At 71.0% G+C, this 17,541-nt stretch carries 18 protein-coding genes; 6 read left to right on the forward strand and 12 right to left on the reverse strand.

All coding sequences use genetic code 11. The features are described 5' to 3' along the window. Positions 1–22: 22 nt before the first annotated feature. The 4 genes from BIU89_RS05065 to BIU89_RS05080 form a co-directional block, all read right to left on the reverse strand. Positions 23–1,699, reverse strand: a complete 1,677-nt coding sequence (locus tag BIU89_RS05065; protein ID WP_027464761.1) for a ribonuclease J — start codon at positions 1,697–1,699, stop codon at positions 23–25. A gap of 49 nt (positions 1,700–1,748) precedes the next feature. Further along, entirely contained in the window at positions 1,749–2,726 is a 978-nt protein-coding gene (gene dapA, locus BIU89_RS05070) for a 4-hydroxy-tetrahydrodipicolinate synthase (protein ID WP_071245048.1), read from the reverse strand. 125 nt (positions 2,727–2,851) lie between these two features. Further along, positions 2,852–3,337, reverse strand: a complete 486-nt coding sequence (locus BIU89_RS05075) for a dihydrofolate reductase (RefSeq protein WP_071244999.1) — start codon at positions 3,335–3,337, stop codon at positions 2,852–2,854. After that, entirely contained in the window at positions 3,337–4,167 is an 831-nt protein-coding gene (locus tag BIU89_RS05080) for a thymidylate synthase (protein WP_035807687.1), read from the reverse strand. Before BIU89_RS05080 ends, BIU89_RS05075 begins: the two co-directional genes overlap by 1 nt. 38 nt (positions 4,168–4,205) lie before the next feature. On the opposite strand from BIU89_RS05080, the gene BIU89_RS05085 reads away from it, so the two are divergent. Then, positions 4,206–5,120, forward strand: coding sequence for a TIGR01777 family oxidoreductase (locus BIU89_RS05085; RefSeq protein WP_071245000.1), 915 nt, complete (start codon positions 4,206–4,208; stop codon positions 5,118–5,120). 19 nt (positions 5,121–5,139) lie between these two features. Here BIU89_RS05085 and BIU89_RS05090 read toward each other — a convergent pair whose 3' ends face one another. Then, complete coding sequence (locus tag BIU89_RS05090) at positions 5,140–5,604, reverse strand: tetratricopeptide repeat protein (RefSeq protein WP_071245001.1); 465 nt, start codon at positions 5,602–5,604, stop codon at positions 5,140–5,142. A gap of 15 nt (positions 5,605–5,619) precedes the next feature. Continuing rightward, entirely contained in the window at positions 5,620–6,366 is a 747-nt protein-coding gene (locus BIU89_RS05095) for a 4-hydroxy-tetrahydrodipicolinate reductase (RefSeq protein WP_027464757.1), read from the reverse strand. A gap of 23 nt (positions 6,367–6,389) precedes the next feature. Here BIU89_RS05095 and BIU89_RS05100 point away from each other — a divergent pair, with 23 nt between their 5' ends. Further along, positions 6,390–6,881 carry a GNAT family N-acetyltransferase gene (locus BIU89_RS05100; protein WP_071245002.1) on the forward strand — a complete coding sequence of 164 codons (492 nt, stop codon included), beginning with the start codon at positions 6,390–6,392 and terminating at the stop codon, positions 6,879–6,881. 49 nt (positions 6,882–6,930) lie between these two features. Here the strand turns inward: BIU89_RS05100 and BIU89_RS05105 are convergent, their stop codons facing one another. Next, positions 6,931–7,533, reverse strand: coding sequence for a histidine phosphatase family protein (locus BIU89_RS05105; protein ID WP_027464756.1), 603 nt, complete (start codon positions 7,531–7,533; stop codon positions 6,931–6,933). Positions 7,534–7,541: 8 nt separating this feature from the next. Continuing rightward, positions 7,542–8,876, reverse strand: a complete 1,335-nt coding sequence (locus tag BIU89_RS05110; protein ID WP_071245003.1) for a M16 family metallopeptidase — start codon at positions 8,874–8,876, stop codon at positions 7,542–7,544. Positions 8,877–9,127: 251 nt separating this feature from the next. On the opposite strand from BIU89_RS05110, the gene BIU89_RS05115 reads away from it, so the two are divergent. Both BIU89_RS05115 and BIU89_RS05120 read left to right on the forward strand, forming a co-directional pair. Further along, complete coding sequence (locus tag BIU89_RS05115) at positions 9,128–9,775, forward strand: TetR/AcrR family transcriptional regulator (protein ID WP_071245004.1); 648 nt, start codon at positions 9,128–9,130, stop codon at positions 9,773–9,775. 170 nt (positions 9,776–9,945) lie between these two features. Then, a complete protein-coding gene (locus BIU89_RS05120) occupies positions 9,946–10,473 on the forward strand; it encodes a YbhB/YbcL family Raf kinase inhibitor-like protein (protein WP_071245005.1) in 528 nt (175 codons plus the stop codon). A gap of 183 nt (positions 10,474–10,656) precedes the next feature. Here the strand turns inward: BIU89_RS05120 and BIU89_RS05125 are convergent, their stop codons facing one another. Beyond that, positions 10,657–12,936 (reverse strand): polyribonucleotide nucleotidyltransferase, encoded by a 2,280-nt coding sequence (locus tag BIU89_RS05125; protein ID WP_017885932.1) that lies wholly within the window; start codon positions 12,934–12,936, stop codon positions 10,657–10,659. 281 nt (positions 12,937–13,217) lie between these two features. Between BIU89_RS05125 and BIU89_RS05130 the strand changes: the two genes are divergently transcribed. Continuing rightward, the gene (locus BIU89_RS05130; protein ID WP_071245006.1) at positions 13,218–14,435 is read left to right on the forward strand and encodes a coiled-coil domain-containing protein; all 1,218 of its coding nucleotides are present in this window, start codon (positions 13,218–13,220) and stop codon (positions 14,433–14,435) included. An 18-nt stretch (positions 14,436–14,453) separates the two neighbouring features. Here BIU89_RS05130 and BIU89_RS05135 read toward each other — a convergent pair whose 3' ends face one another. From BIU89_RS05135 to BIU89_RS05145, 3 genes are all read right to left on the reverse strand, one after another. Next, a complete protein-coding gene (locus tag BIU89_RS05135; RefSeq protein WP_071245007.1) occupies positions 14,454–15,071 on the reverse strand; it encodes a CE1759 family FMN reductase in 618 nt (205 codons plus the stop codon). Positions 15,072–15,429: 358 nt separating this feature from the next. Beyond that, positions 15,430–15,699 carry a 30S ribosomal protein S15 gene (gene rpsO, locus BIU89_RS05140; protein WP_017885935.1) on the reverse strand — a complete coding sequence of 90 codons (270 nt, stop codon included), beginning with the start codon at positions 15,697–15,699 and terminating at the stop codon, positions 15,430–15,432. Between the two features lie 100 nt (positions 15,700–15,799). Next, positions 15,800–16,249, reverse strand: a complete 450-nt coding sequence (locus BIU89_RS05145; RefSeq protein ID WP_035807673.1) for a VanZ family protein — start codon at positions 16,247–16,249, stop codon at positions 15,800–15,802. Positions 16,250–16,430: 181 nt separating this feature from the next. Here BIU89_RS05145 and BIU89_RS05150 point away from each other — a divergent pair, with 181 nt between their 5' ends. Beyond that, positions 16,431–17,507, forward strand: a complete 1,077-nt coding sequence (locus BIU89_RS05150; protein WP_175474969.1) for a glycoside hydrolase family 6 protein — start codon at positions 16,431–16,433, stop codon at positions 17,505–17,507. Positions 17,508–17,541 lie beyond the last annotated feature (34 nt).

The following is a 17,541-nucleotide window of genomic DNA, read 5'->3' on the forward strand; positions in this document are numbered from 1 at the left end:
GCCTCCAGAGCGGGGGCGGACGCTACGCCTCGATGACCACCGGGACGATCATCGGACGACGACGGTGCTTCGTGTTCACCCAGCGACCGACCGTGCGACGGACGACCTGCGCGAAGGCGTGCGAGTCGCGCGTGCCGTTCGCGGCAGCCTCGGAGATCGCCTTGGCGATCTGCGGGCGGACGTCGTCGAACACGGAGTCGTCCTCGGCGAAGCCACGCGACTGGATCTCCGGGCCGATCACGCACTGCCCGGTGGTGAAGTCCACCGCGCAGAAGATCGAGATGAAGCCCTCTTCCGCCAGGACGCGGCGGTCCTTCAGGTCGGCGTCGGTGATCTCGCCGACGGTGGAGCCGTCGACGTAGACGTAGCCGATGTCGAGCTGGCCGGCGACCGTCGCGACGCCGTCCTTCAGGTCGACGACGATGCCGTCCTGCCCGAGGATCACGTTGCGCGGCGGGACACCCGTCTGGATCGCCAGGTCGGCATTCGCGTACAGGTGGCGGTGCTCGCCGTGGACGGGGAGCACGTTGCGCGGCCGCAGGATGTTGTAGCAGTAGAGCAGCTCGCCGGCGGAGGCGTGTCCGGAGACGTGCACCTTCGCGTTGCCCTTGTGCACGACCTTCGCACCGAGCTTGGTCAGCCCGTCGATGACGCGGTACACGGCGTTCTCGTTGCCCGGGATGAGCGACGACGCGAGGATGACGGTGTCGCCCTCGCCGATCTCGATCTGGTGCTCGAGGTTCGCCATGCGGGCCAGGACGGCCATCGGCTCACCCTGCGACCCGGTCGACATGTAGACGATCTGGTCGTCGGGGACGTTCTTCGCCTTCTTCGTGTCGATGAGCACGTTCTCCGGCACCCGCAGGTACCCGAGGTCGGCGGCGATCGTCATGTTGCGGATCATCGAGCGCCCCATGAACGCGACCTTGCGGTTCGCGGCCGCGGCGGCGTCGAGGACCTGCTGGACGCGGTGCACGTGCGACGAGAAGCTCGCCACGACGACCTTCTTGCGGGCGCGCATGATGATGTTCTCGAGCACCGGGCCGATGTCGCGCTCCGGAGCGGTGAAGCCCGGCACGTCGGCGTTCGTGGAGTCCGGCAGGAACAGGTCCACGCCGGCCTCGCCCAGACGGGCGAACGCACGGAGGTCGGTGATGCGGTCGTCCAGCGGGAGCTGGTCCATCTTGAAGTCACCCGTGTGCAGCACACGACCGGCGGGGGTCGTGATCGCGACGGCGAGGGCGTCCGGGATGGAGTGGTTCACGGCGACGAACTCGAGGTGGAACGGACCGATCTGCTCGGTCTGGTCCTCGGCCACGACGAGCGTGTACGGCTTGATCCGGTGTTCCTTGAGCTTCGCCTCGACCAGCGCGAGGGTCAGCGTGGAGCCGATCAGCGGGATGTCGTCGCGGAGCTTGAGCAGGTACGGGACGGCGCCGATGTGGTCTTCGTGGCCGTGCGTGAGCACGACACCGAGGACGTCGTCGAGGCGGTCACGGATCGGCGAGAAGTCCGGCAGGATCAGGTCGACACCGGGCTGGTGCTCCTCGGGGAACAGCACGCCGGCGTCGACGATGAGCAGCTTGCCCTCGTACTCGTAGACGGTCATGTTGCGACCGATCTCGCCGAGGCCCCCGATGGGGACGACGCGGAGGGTGCCGGCTTCGAGCGGCTGCGGTTCGGAGATCTGTGTGGGCATTCGGTCCTACGGATTCGGGCGACGCGCGTGCTGCGCGCCGCGGTGTTCGCTAGCGGGTGGTGCCTGGCACCTTCGGTAGTGCACCGCCGGCCGCCGCGTTGCGGTCGGGGCGGAAGTTCGAGAAGTCGGCGCCGGGCACGTCGCGCACGGCTTCGAGGGAGGTCTCGATGGCGTACGCCTCGGAGTCCTCGGGGCCGACGAGCGGCAGTCGGACGCGCGGGCTGCCGATGCGGCCGAGCCCGTGCAGGATGTACTTCGCGGCCACGGTACCCGGAACGTGCGTCATCACGGCGCGGACGAGCGGCTCGAGTCGCTTGTGCTCGGCCGTCGCGGTGGCCAGGTCGCCCCGGTTCACGGCGTCGACGATGGTGCGGTACGGCGCGCTCGTGATGTTCGCGGTCACGCCGATCAGGCCGGTGGCGCCGATCGACAGGTGCGGGAGCACGTTCGTGTCGTCGCCGGAGAAGTACATGAGGTCGGTGTTGTTCAGTACCCGCGAGACCTCGGCGAAGTCGCCCTTGGCGTCCTTCACGGCGAGGATGTTCGGGTGCTTCGACGCACGCAGGATCGTGTCGTACGTGATCGGGATGCCGGTGCGGCCCGGGATGTCGTACAGGATCACCGGCAGATCGGTGGCGTCCGCGATCATCCGGAAGTGGGTGAGGACACCCGATTGCGTCGGCTTGTTGTAGTACGGCGTGACGATCATCACGCCGTCCGCGCCGGCCTTCTCGCTCTGCATGTACAGGTGGATCGCGTGCGCGGTCTCGTTCGAGCCGCCGCCCGTGATGATCTTCGCGCGGCCGGCGGCGACGGACTTGCCGACCTCGACCAGACGGAGCTTCTCCGGGTCGGTCAGCGTCGACGTCTCGCCGGTCGTGCCGGTGACGACGATGCCGTCGGCGCCGGCGGTGATGCAGTCGTCGATGTGCTGCTCGACGCCGGGCCAGTCGACCTCGCCGTCGGCCGTGAACGGGGTCACGAGGGCGACGAGGACCTGACCGAAGGGATTCTCACGCGGGGACACGGGCACCAGCGTACCGGGGATGCGCGCGAGGACCGCCGTCCGTGTGGACGGTGGACCGCCTGCGGCGCGGCCGGGAGGCCCGGATCGCGTCCGTCCCGCCGGTCACGCCCGGTGACACCGGGCACTCAGGCGCGGCGCTGCCACTCCAGGAACCGGTAGCGGGTGCCCGTGCGGGACTCCTGCCAGGGGCCCTCGTCGGCGAGCGTCCAGCCGGCAGCCTCGCCGAGCGTGGGTGCGACGGTGTCGCCGACGACGTCGACGTCGATCAGGGTCTCGGAGATGTGGTCGGCCGCGTCGAGTGCGGCGTCGTACACCTGGCCGCCGCCGATGACCCAGACGGTCGCGTCGGTGTCGAGGGCGGCGTGCAGGTCGTGCACGACCTCGGCGCCGTCGGCCGTCCACGACGTGTCCCGGGTGAGCACGACGTTGCGCCGACCGGGTAGCGGCCGGAAGCGCTCGGGCAGGGACTCCCAGGTGCGTCGGCCCATCAGCACGGTCGCGTCGCCGGTGACCTGCTTGAAGTGCGCCAGGTCTTCGGGCACGTGCCAGGGCATGCCGCCGTCGGCACCGATGACACCGGTGGTCGAGCGTGCCCAGACCATGCCGATCATCAGACGGCGACCGCGGCCTTGATCGCCGGGTGGTGCTCGTAGCCGACGACGGTGAAGTCCTCGTACTCGTAGTCGTCGATCGAGTCGCGCGGTGCGAGTTCGAGCGTCGGCATCGGGTACGCCGTGCGGGACAGCTGCTCCTCGACCTGTTCGACGTGGTTGTCGTAGATGTGGCAGTCACCGCCGGTCCAGACGAAGTCGCCGACCTCGAGCCCGGTCTGCGCCGCGATCATGTGGGTCAGCAGCGCGTACGAGGCGATGTTGAACGGGACGCCGAGGAACATGTCGGCGCTCCGCTGGTAGAGCTGGCACGAGAGCTTGCCGTCGTTCACGTAGAACTGGAAGAACGCGTGGCACGGGGCGAGCGCCATGTCCGGCACGTCGGCGACGTTCCACGCCGAGACGATGAGCCGGCGGCTGTCCGGGTTGGTCGTGATCTGCTCGATGACCTGGGCGATCTGGTCGACGTGCTCACCCGAGGGGGTGGGCCACGAGCGCCACTGCACGCCGTACACCGGGCCGAGGTCGCCGTCGGCGTCCGCCCACTCGTTCCAGATCCGGACACCGTGCTCCTGCAGCCAGGTCGCGTTGCCCTCGCCGCGCAGGAACCAGAGGAGCTCGTACGCGACCGACTTGAAGTGCACGCGCTTCGTGCTGACGAGGGGGAACCCCTTCGACAGGTCGTAGCGGAGCTGCGCGCCGAACAGGCTGCGGGTGCCGGTGCCGGTGCGGTCGCCCTTGGGCGAACCCTCGGTCAGGACCCGGCGGAGCAGGTCTTCGTAGGGGGTCGGGACGGAGGCGTCGGGCTGTACGGTCTCGCTGTCGGTCACACACAGAAGCCTACGTCGGTGTGAGTAGCGTTGCGGGCATGCCCGACACGACGGAACAACCGCTCTCGATCCTGGTGGCCGGCTCGTCCGGGTTCATCGGAACGCCCCTCGTCCGCGCCCTGCGCGAGGCGGGGCACCACGTCACCACGCTCGTCCGCCGCGAAGCGCGTACCGCGACCGAGTTCCGCTGGGCGCCGGGGCGGCGTCCGCTCGACCCGGCGATCCTCGACGGCGCCGACGTGGTGATCAACCTGGCCGGCGCGAACATCGGCAAGCTGCCGTGGACGGACGCCTACCGCAGGGAGATCCGCAGCTCGCGCATCGACGCCACCGACACCCTGGTCGAGGCGATGCGGCACGCCGCCACTCCCCCGGCGCTGTTCCTGTCGGGCTCGGCCTCGGGCGTGTACGGCGACCGCCCGGCCGACGTGCTGCAGGACGACGCCGCCCCGGGCACGGGCTTCCTCGCCGACGTCTGCACCGCGTGGGAAGCCGCCGCGAACGCCGCTCCCGCCGGGGTCCGCGTCGTCACGCTCCGTACCGGCATCGTCATCGGCAAGGGCGGCGGTGCGCTCGCGCCGCTCGTCCCGCTGACCAAGCTCGGCGTCGGCAGCCGGCTGGGCACCGGTGGCCAGCACTGGCCGTGGATCGCGCTCGAGGACGAGGTGGGCGCGATCGTGCACCTGGCGACCGCGGCGCCCGACGTCTCCGGCCCGGTGAACCTGGCGGGTCCTGAGCCCGTCGTCGCCGACCGCATCACGAAGCACGTCGCCGAGGTCCTGCACCGCCCGTACCTCTTCCGGATCCCCGAGTTCGCCCTGCGCCTGGCGCTGCGGGACGCCGCCGACGACATGCTCCTGTCGAGCCAGCGGATGGTCCCGACGAAGCTGCTCGAGTCCGGCTACACGTTCCGGTACACGCAGGCGGCGGACGCGATCGACGCCGTCTTCTGATCCGCCTCCGGCCCGGGGGTCAGCGGTCGGCGGCGCGCGCCAGGGCGGTGCGCATCGCCGATCGTGCGCGCTTGCGGTCACCGGCGGCGTCGTAGACCACGCCGAGCCGGTACCAGGCACGCCAGTCGGCCGGGTCCTGCTCGACCGCGTCGCGGTACCGCGGGAACAGCTCGTCGGCGGCGTCGCGGATCGGCCGGCCCGACGGCCGCACCGGGACGACGTCGTCCGGGGTGCCGCCCTCGGCCTCGAGCCGTGCTCCGAGCCGGGTGATGCGGATGCCGAAGCGGAACTCGAGCACGAGCAGGAGCGCCCCGATCGCGGCGACGACGAACAGCGCGAGGCCGATGCCGATGCCGATCGGGATCCCGGTGGCGATGAAGGCGACGGCGCGCTGCCCGACGAGCACGATGTACAGGGCGAGCAGCACCGCCATCAGCGCCGCACCCCAGAACGGCGAGCGGATCGTGCGTCCGGCCCGCTCCATCCGACCCATGACGCCTCAGCCGATCCCGAGGACGCTGCCGAGGCCCACGGTGAGGCCCCGCGCCGACACCACGTTCGCCAGCGCCGCACGGATGCCCGCGACGTAGGCGACGTCGTCGTTGGTGTCGTGCCGGATCGTCAGTGTCTCGCCGGGGCCGCTCAGCACGACGTCCTGCACGGCCTTCACCCCGGGGAGCCGGAGCGAGTGGATGGGCACGCTGGCGACCTGCTGGCCGCGGGCGCGCTGGTCGACGTGCGGGGCGTCCACGGGACCGACCTCGCGCCGCGCGTCGGCCATCAGCTCGGCGGTGCGCACCGCGGTGCCCGAGGGCGAGTCGATCTTGCCGGCGTGGTGGGTCTCGACGATCTCGGCGGCGGGGAACCACGGGGCCGCGATCGTCGCCAGGTGCGTGCCGAGCACGGAGCCGATTGAGAAGTTCGGGACCACGAGCACCCCCTGGTCCGGGCGTTCCTGCAGCCCGGTGCGGAGCTTGGCGAGCCGGTCGAGCGACCAGCCGGAGGTGCCGACGAGCACGTTCGCGCCGCTCGAGAGCGCGTTCTCCACGATCGCCGGGCTGAGCGACGGCACCGTCACGTCGACCACCAGGGCCGCGCCGCCGAAGACCGACGGCGGCGCCTCGTGCGCGCCGTCCTTCGACGACAGGCGGGCGACGAGCTCGAACTCCGGGAGTTCCTCGACGACGGACGCCACGAGGCCCCCGAGACGACCGGTGGCGCCGACGACGGCGACGGGAGTGACCATGCGGTCCATCCTAGGATCGACGCATGTCAGTCGAGGTCAGGACCGTGCCGGCCGATCTGCCCGAGGTCGACGCGCTGCTCGATGCGTACCTGGACGAGCGTGAGGCGACGTTCCCGAGCGCGCAGGGCACGTACTCGCGGAAGCGCACCCCCGCGGCCGAGTTCACGCCGCCGAACGGGGTGTTCGCGGTGGCGTACGACGACGACGTCGCGGTCGGCTGCGGCGGCCTCCGTCGGATCGCGGACGGGGTCGACGCGACCGGTGCCGTCGACGTCCGGTTCGAGGTCAAGCACGTCTTCGTGGCGCCGGCCGGGCGCGGCACGGGTGTGGCGACGGCCGTGATGGACCTGCTCGAGCAGGCAGGGGCCGACCTCGGTGCGACGAGCATCGTCCTCGACACGAACGACTCGCTCGTGGCGGCGGGCGCGATGTACCGCGGCCGCGGGTACCAGCGGGTCGAGCCGTTCAACGACAACCCGAACGCCACCGCCTGGTACCGCAAGCCGATCGTCTGAGCCGCCACGGGCCTCCCGGCCGCGCCACCGCGAACCGGACGGGCAGCCGCTAGACGGGCTGGTCGACCGGCAGACCGGTACGCAGCTCCACCGGCAGGTGAGCCAGGTCGTTCAGGGTGACGACCTCGGCGGGCTTCGCCGACCGGATCCGGATGATCGTGAGCGCGGTGTGGGCGACGTTCGTGCCCATCCAGCGCCACTCGGGGGCCTGGAACGCCTCGCGCACGAACCAGCCGATCACGGCGTTGTGGGTGATCAGCAGGTCGTGCCGGTCCTCGCGCGCCGGGGTGAACCACTCCGACACGGCGTCGCCCATCTGGGCCTGCCCGGCGACGATCTCCTCTTCGGTGATGCCGCCGTACCAGCCCTGGTAGGCGTGCGGCATGTCCGGGGTCGGGCCAGAGGGGATGCAGTCGAACAGCAGGGTCGAGGGCTCGGGCTGGATCGACGGCAGGCGCTGCGACAGGAACGCGGCGGTCTCGCTCGGGGCCTCGAGCGGCGAGTGGTACACACCGTCGAAGGGCACGCCGCCGAGACGGTCCGCGATCAGGGTCGCCTGACGCTTGCCGCGTTCGGAGAGCTTGCCGTCCCGCAGGCCGTGTTCGGCGTCCTGGTGTTCGCCGTGCCGGACGAGGTACAGGTAGTGCGACATGTCCGTGCTCAGCTGCCGATCCCGATGGCCGCGGCGAGTTCGTCCTGCTGCACGGCACCAACGACCGAGGTGATCGTCGGCCGGGTCAGCAGGTCGCGCGCGAGTTCGAGCACGCCGTCGGTCGTGACACCGTCGACACGCTCGAGCGCCGTCGACAGGTCGGTGTACTCGCCGGTGCCGAGCTCGGAACGGCCGAGCCGGGTCATGCGGGCGTCGGAGTCCTCGAGCGAGAGCGTCAGCGCGCCCTCGATCTGGCCCTTGGCACGTCGGAGCTCGTCGTCGGTGATGCCGTGGTCGACCATCCGGCGGAACTCGGCGTCGACGATGTCGATGACTCCGGCGACGTTGTCCGGCGCGCACCCGGCGTAGACACCGAAGGCGCCGTTGTCCAGGTACGCGGGGGCGAACGACGACACCGCGTAGGCCAGACCGCGGCGCTCGCGCACTTCCTGGAACAGGCGTGAGCTCATGCCACCACCGAGCACGGCGTTCAGGACGCTGAGCGAGGGACGGCGGTCGTCGCGCAGGTCGAGGCCCTGCGAGCCGCGGAGCATGCTGACCTGCTCGGTCGGGCGGTGCACCACGGACAGCTTCGCCTCGACCGGGTCGGCCACGGTCTCGGGCGTGCGGCGCGGCAGCGGCTCGGCGTCGGGGGCGTCGTGGAAGACGCCGGCGACGAGTTCGCAGAACCGGTCGTGGTCGACGGCACCGGCAGCGGTCACGACGATGCCGTTCGGTGCGTAGTGCTCGCGGTAGTGGGCCAGCACCTCGTCGCGCTGGACCGCACGGATGCTGTCCGGGGTCCCGCCGATGGGACGGCCGAGGGGGTGTCCACCGAAGGCCGCGGCGAAGAACGCCTCGCCCGCGACGTCGGCCGGGTCGTCGGCGGCCATCGCGAGTTCCTCGAGGATGACCCCGCGCTCGACGGCGAAGGCGTCTGGTTCGAGCACCGAGCCGGTGACCATGTCACCGATGACGTTCACGGCCATCGGGACGTCGGTGTCCCGGACCCGTGCGTAGTAGCAGGTGTACTCCTTGGCGGTCGCAGCGTTGTGCTCACCGCCGACCGAGTCGAACGCGATGGCGATGTCGAGCGCCGATCGGGTCTCGGTGCCCTTGAAGAGCAGGTGTTCGAGGAAGTGGGTCGACCCGAACTGCCCGTCGCGCTCGTCACGCGAACCGACGCCGACCCAGAACCCGATGCTCGTCGACGCGGCGCCCGGCACCGCCTCGGTCAGCACACGGACACCCGAGGGCAGCACGGTGCGACGGACGAAGGCCCCGCCGGACGTCAGGAACGACGTGTCCGGGGCCCCGAGCGGCAGTGGCACTGGCTGGTTCATCGCAGACGAGCCTACTGATCCGTCGATGCCTCCTGCCCAGTTTCCCGGTCTCGGTCGCGTGCCACTCGAAGTGGGGTACAGAAAATGTGGACAGACCGACTCGTCTGTCTGTCCTCCTTGTGCTACTGTTGGTCACGCCGGATCGAAAGCCCCCCTAAGTTCCGATCCGGCGGCTCGGGACATCAGTCCTGCGCGACCACCGAGTCCCCCCACTCCGGTCGCGGAGCCGATGAGTCCGAGGAGTACACGCTGTGACGGTCGATTCCCCCCAACCGGCCGTCCAGCGTCTCCCCGGCCCGAGCACGAACCTCGCGTCGCCGGACGGGTCGAGCGTCCCCCCGACTCCCCGCTCCGGCGGCGCGAAGGTCCGTGTCCTCGAGACCGCTACGCGGCTCTTCTACGAAGAGGGCATCCACGGCGTCGGCGTCGACCGCCTCATCTCCGAGGCGAGCGTCACGAAGGCGACGTTCTACAAGCACTACGGGTCGAAGGACAACCTGATCCTCGCCTACATCCGCACCCAGCACGAGCGCGTGCAGGAGCGGATGGAGCAGCTGATCGCCGACGCCGGCTCCCCCGACCGGGCCGTCCGTGCGTGGGTCGCCGCACTGGCCGACGACGTCAATGACCCGGCGTTCCGAGGCTGTGCGTTCCTGCACGCCGCCGCCGAGTACCACGACCCGCGCGACCCGGTCCGCCAGGTCGTCGCCGTGCACCGCGACTGGTACACCGAACGACTGGCGACCCTGCTGCAGGAGGCCGGACATCCCCTTCCCGGAGACGGTGCCGACGAGCTCATGCTCGCGCGCGACGGTGCGATGGCCGGCGCGTACGCCGGTGACGCGATCGCCGCCACCGCTGCGCTCAACCGCGTGGTCGACCGGGTGCTCGCGGGCTGACGCCCGGCTGTCGCCGACGCTGTCGCTCCGGCGGGGCGGTCGAGGCGACCGCCATCGGACGGGAGGCCCGTGGCGGGCCCGCACCGTGCCTCCAGGCCGTCGCGTGCGAACTCCCACAGCCCCGCGCGCGCACCGAGCGCAGCCCGAGCCAGCGGGTGTTGGCTTGGGGCATGGCCAACGACCCCAACTGGAACCTGCCCGACGTCCCGTCCTTCACCCTGACGAGCCCCGACTTCACCGACGGAGGCGAGCTGCCCACCTCGGCACGCGGCTCCGACGTCGGCGGTGAGGACCGCTCCCCCGCACTCGAGTGGTCGGACGCACCCGAGGGCACGATGAGCTTCGTCCTGACCGTCTACGACCCCGATGCCCCGACCGGCTCCGGCTTCTGGCACTGGAGCCTGACCGACATCCCGGGCTCGGCGACCTCGCTCCCCGCCGGCGCCGGTACCGATGACGCCCTGCTGCCCGCCGAGGCGCTCCGTCGCCGCAACGAGTTCGGCACGGACACGTTCCTCGGGGCCGCTCCGCCCGCGGGTCACGGTGCGCACCGCTACTTCTTCACGCTGAGCGCCCTCGACGTCCCCGTGCTCGAGGTCCCCGCCGACGCGACCCCCGCGGTCGTGGGCTTCATGCTCCGCGGGCACCTGCTCGGGCGCGCGCAGCTCATGGGCACGCAGGAGACCCCCGCGGCCTGACCCGCACGTGGCACGGCGCGGCGATCTTTCGCGCACAGCGACAGTTCACGCGGCGCCGTGCCCGTGAGGTGTCGCTGACCGCGAAAGCACGCGCGGCCAACACGCACACACGCCCCGCAACGGCGAACGGCCGCCGCCCCGGAAGGGACGGCGGCCGTTCGTGCGTCAGGACGCGGAGGAGGATCAGCCCTCGGCCGGGTCCTCGGCGTGGGCGCGGACCGTCTCGGCCGAGGTGGAGTCACCCTCGGTCTCGTCGGCCACGACCGGCGCGAGCGACAGCTTGCCGCGGTCGTCCACCTTGGTGACCTCGACCAGGACCTTCTGGCCGACGCCCAGGACGTCCTCGACGTTCTCGACACGCTTGCCACCGGCGAGCTTGCGCACCTCGGAGACGTGGAGCAGACCGTCACGGCCCGGGAGCAGCGACACGAAGGCGCCGAAGGTGGCGATCTTCACGACGGTGCCGAGGAACTGGTCCCCGATCTCCGGGTTGGTCGGGTTGGCGATCGCGTTGACCTGGGCACGAGCGGCCTCGGCCGACGGACCGTCGACGGCGCCGATGTAGACGGTGCCGTTGTCCTCGATCGAGATGTCGGCACCGGTGGTGTCCTGGATGCCGTTGATCGTCTTGCCCTTCGGGCCGATCAGCTCGCCGATCTTGTCGACGGGGATCTGCACCGAGATGACGCGAGGAGCGGTGTCCGCCATCTCGTCGGGGGCGTCGATGGCCTCGTTCAGCACACCGAGGATGGCCGAGCGGGCCTCCTTGGCCTGCTTGAGCGCCGCGTCGAGCACCGTCGACGGGATGCCGTCGAGCTTGGTGTCGAGCTGGATCGCGGTGACGAACTCCGAGGTACCGGCGACCTTGAAGTCCATGTCGCCGAGGGCGTCTTCCGCGCCGAGGATGTCGGTCAGGGCCGCGTAGCGGGTCTGACCGTCGACGGTGTCGGAGACCAGGCCCATCGCGATGCCGGCGACCGGGGCCTTGAGGGGCACACCGGCGTTGAGCAGCGAGAGGGTCGAGGCGCAGACGGAACCCATCGAGGTCGAGCCGTTGGAGCTGAGCGCCTCGGAGACCTGACGGATGGCGTAGGGGAACTCATCACGCGACGGCAGCACCGGCACGAGGGCGCGCTCGGCGAGGAAGCCGTGCCCGATCTCGCGACGCTTCGGCGAACCCACGCGGCCGGTCTCACCGGTCGAGTAGGGCGGGAAGTTGTAGTGGTGCAGGTAGCGCTTCTTCGTGACGGGCGACAGCGAGTCGATCTGCTGCTCCATCTTGAGCATGTTCAGCGTGGTGACGCCGAGGATCTGCGTCTCGCCGCGCTGGAAGATCGCCGAACCGTGGACGCGCGGGATCACGGCGACCTCGGCGTCGAGCGGACGGATGTCGGCGAGGCCGCGGCCGTCCATGCGGATCTGCTCGGTCAGGATGCGGCCGCGGACGACCTTCTTCGTGACCGACTTGTAGGCGGCGCTGACCTGCGAGTTGGCGACCTCGGGCAGCGAGCCCGCGGTGACCTGCTCCGCGATGGCGGCCTTGACGCGCGACTTGAGCGCGTCGTCGGCGTCCTGACGCTCGGTCTTGGCAGCGATCTTGTAGACGTCACCGAGCTCGGAGAGCGCGAGTGCCTCGACAGCCGAGTAGACCTCGGGCGCGTACGGCGGGAAGACCGGGAAGTCCTGGATCTCCTTGGCCGACTGCGCGGCGAGCTTGGCCTGCGCGTCGACGAGGGACTTGAGGAACGGCTTCGCCGCCTCGAGACCCTGGGCGACGATGGCCTCGTCGGGCTTCGTGGCCCCGCCCTGGATGAGGTCCCAGGCGTGCTCGGTGGCTTCGGCCTCGACCATCATGATCGCGACGTCCTCGTTGCCGGCCTCGTCCGTGACGACACGACCGGCGACGGTCAGGTCGAACACGGCGTCGGCGAGCTGCGAGGCCTTCGGGAACGCGACCCACTGGTCACCGATGAGCGCGAGGCGCACACCGGCGATCGGGCCGGAGAACGGCAGACCGGAGATCTGCGTCGACGCGGACGCGGCGTTGATCGCCAGCGCGTCGTAGAACTCGTCCGGAGCGATGCTCAGGACGGTGATGACGATCTGCACCTCGTTGCGGAGGCCGTCGACGAACGACGGACGCAGCGGCCGGTCGATGAGACGGCAGACGAGGATGGCCTCGGTCGACGGACGGCCTTCACGACGGAAGAACGAACCGGGGATCTTGCCGGCGGCGTAGGAGCGTTCCTCGACGTCGACGGTCAGCGGGAAGAAGTCGAAGCCCTCACGCGGGTGCTTGCCGGCGCTGGTGGCCGAGAGGAGCATCGTTTCCTCGTCCAGGTACGCGGCGACCGCGCCCTGGGCCTGCTGTGCGAGCCGACCGGTCTCGAACCGGACGGTGCGCTTGCCGTACTTGCCGTTGTCGATGACGGCTTCGGCGAACTTGATCTCGGGACCCTCCAAAAGGGCGCCTCCTTGATGTGTTTCCGGCAGGCCATGGCGACGGCACTCGATGGTGCGTGCGCGCCGATCGTTCCGGACGCATGTCTGGCCAGCAGTAGAAGCACTCGGGAAACCGTTCCGGCCCGCGAGCCACCACCGATGACCAGCTCCGTGCCCGGCCTGCGCAGTGTTGTGTGTGACATCCGGGGAATGAGTCCTCGGACACGATGGACTTTACCAGTCCTCAGGCTGTCGGCGGCGCGGCTCGCTGGACTCCTGGTGAACATCGGTAGCCTGCCGACATGCGCTTCACCCCCTCGCGGGGCGTGCTCGTCGCGGCCGCCGTGGTCGTCGGCGCGCTCGTCGCCCCGGCCCTGACCGCTGCCCCCGCGAACGCCACCGAGTACCCCACGTGGCAGGACGTCCAGCGCGCCAAGGGCAACGAGACCGCGAAGCGCACCGAGGTGCAGAAGGTGCAGGCCGCGCTGCAGTCGGCGCAGGACGAAGCAGCCGCGAAGTCACAGGCCGCCCTGGTGGCCTCGTCGAAGGCGGACGCGGCCGAGTCGGAGTTGGCGTCGGCCACCCAGGCCGCCACGAGCCTCCAGGCCCAGGCGCAGCACGCGAGCGAGACGGCGGACCGGGCCCAGCAGCGGGCCGGCCAACTGGCCGCGAACCTGTACCGCGACGGCAGCACGAACCAGATGACCACCCGCATCGCGACCGCGAAGAACCCGGACCAGCTGCTCTACCAGCTCGGCGCGCTCGACCAGCTGTCGGAGACCTGGTCCGGCGTGATGGACGAGGCGTCCGTCGCGGCCGGCACGGCGTCCTCGCTGCACGAGCAGGCCGAGCGGGCCGAGACGGAACGCGCGACGCGCGCGCAGGCGGCCGAGGAACGCTCGGCCGCGGCGAAGTCGGCGGAACAGGCCGCGGACGCCGCCGTCGAGTCGACGGAGCAGCACAGCGACGAGCTGTACGCACAGCTCGCGTCGCTCAAGGACAGCACCGCGAAGCAGGAGGCCGGGTACGAGCTCGGCCAGCGGGTCGCCGCGCAGAAGGCGGAGCAGCAGCGCAAGCGGGCCGCAGCGGCGGCGGCCGAGGCGGCGGCGAACGCGAACGCCGCGAACGCCAGCAGCAGCGCTTCCAGCGGCGGCGCGACCAGCGGCGGCACCGGCTCGTCCTACCCGAGCACCGGGGGCGTCGCCGTGGACCCCGCGGCCGCACAGGCCTACGCGCGGAGCGCGCTCGGGTCGTACGGGTGGGGCTCCGACCAGTTCTCGTGCCTGGTGTCGCTCTGGACGCAGGAGTCCGGGTGGCGGGCGAACGCCCTCAACTCCTCGAGCGGTGCCTACGGCATCCCGCAGTCGCTGCCGGCCGAGAAGATGGCGGTCGCCGGAGCCGACTGGCGCACCAACGCGAACACGCAGATCGACTGGGGACTCGCGTACATCAAGAGCGCCTACGGCTCACCCTGCGGGGCGTGGGGTCACGAGATGAGCGTCAACCCGCACTGGTACTGAGCCAGGGGTCGACCGCGGTCAGTGGCCGAGGCCGCCGAGCAGGCTCGCGAAGTCCGGGGTCGCGGGGAGCGCGTCGGCTTCCTGCGGGGCCCGCCTGGAGGCCCGGATCGCCCAGGCCAGGTCGGCTCCGGCCCGGCGGATGCGACCGTCCAGGGCGGCCGCGTCACCGTCGGTCCCCCAGTCGTCGGTCGCGGCGAAGACCCCGGTGGGCACGATCGCCGCGCGCAGGTACGCGAAGACGGGCCGCAGGGCGTGGTCGATCGCGAGGGAGTGCCGCGAGGTCCCGCCGGTGGCCCCGAGCAGGACGGGCATGTCGGCCATCGAGTCCTTGTCGAGCACGTCCAGGAACGACTTCGCCAGTCCACTGACGCCCGCGGTGAAGATCGGCGTGACGAACACGACGGCGTCGGCCTCGACCACGGCGGCCATCGCTGCGGAGAGCGCCGGGGCCGCGAAGCCGGTGAGCATCGCATCGGTGATCTCGTGCGCGAGCGGCCGGAGTTCGACGTGCACGACGTGTGCCGGGGTGCCCTCGGCGACGAGCGACGCCACGGCGGCCTCGCCCAGACGGTCGGCGAGCAGGCGGGTGGAGCTGGGCTCGGAGAGTCCGGCGGAGACGACGGCGATGGTGGTCATGATGCTTCCCGACTTTCGATGCGTTTGCATGAACATAGCATCCAACCGGGTCACCGCCACAACCATTCCCGCCGTCGAGCGGCGTGCCGATCGGTCACGACTCCCCGCGCGCTGACTGCGGAGCGGTCACGAAGTGTCGCCTGGGACCGCGGTAGCCGACGAACTGTAACCGCGGGACGAGCGCGGGCGACGTGTCGTGACCAGCCTCGCGACCGGCCTCGCGACCGGCGTCGTGACCGACCGAGGACGGCGCGCGGACTGAACGGGGCCCCGCCGAGCGTCGACCGCCCCGGGAACGACGAACGCCCCGGTCCTCGCGAAGAGGTCCGGGGCGTTCGGTCAAGCGTGTGTCGGTCGACTAGCGACGCAGGCCGAGGCGCTCGATGAGCGTGCGGTAGCGGGCGATGTCGACGTCGGAGAGGTAGCCGAGGAGACGGCGACGCTGACCGACCATGAGGAGCAGGCCACGACGCGAGTGGTGGTCGTGCTTGTGCTCCTTGAGGTGCTCGTTCAGGTCGTTGATACGACGCGTCAGAACGGCGACCTGGACCTCGGGGGATCCGGTGTCGCCCGGGTGGGTCGCGTACTCTTCGATGATCTCCTGCTTGACCTGTGCGTCAAGTGCCATGGTGATCCCCTTCCTGTCCGTTGCGCGGTGCCCGTGCCTGATGCACGAGCGCTCTTTGTCCGCGGCCGTTCGACGGCAACCGCACAAGACTACCAGAGTCCTAGGCGGTCCTGGGGTGCAGACGGCGTCGGCGGCGACGCTCCGGCAGCAGACTGCGGACGAGTCCGACCAGCGTCGCGCCGAGCAGCCCGCCGAGGCCGTTCGACAGCACGTCGCGCGGGTCCGCGACGCGGTACGGCAGGTAGGTGGCCTGCGCGAACTCGATGCCCGTGGACAGCGCGACCGCGACGAGCGCGCCGAGGATCCACCAGCGCCGGGGCAGCCACAGCGCCGCGAGCACCCCCACCGGCACGAACATGGCGATGTTGGCGAGGAACTCGGTGCGCTCGTACGTGAACCACGCACCGTGCGGCAGCTGCTGCACCCAGGCGATCGCGTGCAGCACGAGCGAGTTCTGGGCCGAGGTGAAGACCTGCGGGGTCAGCGTCATCCGCCAGATCACCCAGGCGTAGCCCGCGGTCAGGGCGAGGAGGAGGAGTCGACGGAACATCCGGACAGTGTGCGGCACGGTCCTGGCCGGTCGCTGGAGCGCTCCTGTCAGGCGGCGGTACGACTCCTGGGGGATCGGGCTCGGCGCTGGTCAGGACTCCCCCGCACCTGCCAGCATGGGTCGGGGCGCGATCGGTGCCCACACCACCGACACCGCACGGGCAGATCAGGAGCACCGCAGCATGCCGGAGCACGAGGCACCCAGCACCCCACGCCGCAGCCGCACCGGCGGCCCGCGGCAGTGGGGGTGGATCGCCGTCGCCGCCGTCGCCGTCGCCGCGGTCGTCACGACGCTCGTGGTCGTCGGCCCGTGGAACGGCGGCCAGCCGGACGGCGACGGCACCCCGAGCGGGCGCACCGTCGCCGAGCGGAAGTCCGCCGCCGAGGCGTTCCCGGGCGGGCTCGCGCGCCAGCCGACCGCCGTGAACCAGGCCAGCATCCGCGAGCGACAGGCACGGGCCGCCGGCGACGCCGCGACCGCCGAGCAGATCGCCGTGATCGCCGACCAGCCGATCGCGACCTGGCTGACGAACACTTCGCAGGCCGAGACCCGCTCGACGATCCGGTCGGTGGTCAGCACGGCGAAGCAACGTGGCGGCACCCCCGTGTTCGTCCTCTACAGCATCCCGGACCGCGACTGCGGCAGCTACTCGAAGGGTGGCACCGCGGACGACGCCTACCTGCCGTGGGTCCGGTCGGCCGTCCGTGCGATGGCCGGTTCACACGCCGTCGTGCTCGTCGAACCCGACTCGATCGCGCAGATCCAGAACTGCGAGCGGCTGCGCGACGAGCGCCTGCCCCTGCTGCGGAAGGCCGTCGACGCGCTGACCGGCCACGGGCTCACCGTGTACCTGGACGGCGGCAACGAGAACCGCGTGCCGACCGCCACCATGGCGGACTGGCTGCGGCAGGCCGGCGTCGACGAGGTGCAGGGGTTCTTCACGAACGTGTCCAACTTCTACCGCGTCGACCAGGAGCGCGCGTACGCCGACGAGCTCGCCGACGCGATCGGCGGTGACCCGCACTTCGTCATCGACGTCTCCCGGAACGGGCAGGGGTGGCGGGGAACCTGGTGCAACCCCGAGGGCGCCGGCCTCGGCCAGGAGCCGCACGTCACCGGCGGCAGCACCCGGCTCGACGCCCTGCTCTGGGTGAAGACGCCGGGGCTCAGCGACGGCACCTGCAACGGCGGCCCCGCGGCCGGCCAGTGGTGGGAGTCGTACGCGCTGGCCCTCGTCGAGCACCGCAAGCGCGACTGACCGCCGCCGCCCGACAGCCCGCGCAGGGCCGTGT

The sequence above is a fragment of the Curtobacterium sp. MCBA15_005 genome (assembly GCF_001864855.1).
Classification (GTDB): domain Bacteria; phylum Actinomycetota; class Actinomycetes; order Actinomycetales; family Microbacteriaceae; genus Curtobacterium; species Curtobacterium flaccumfaciens.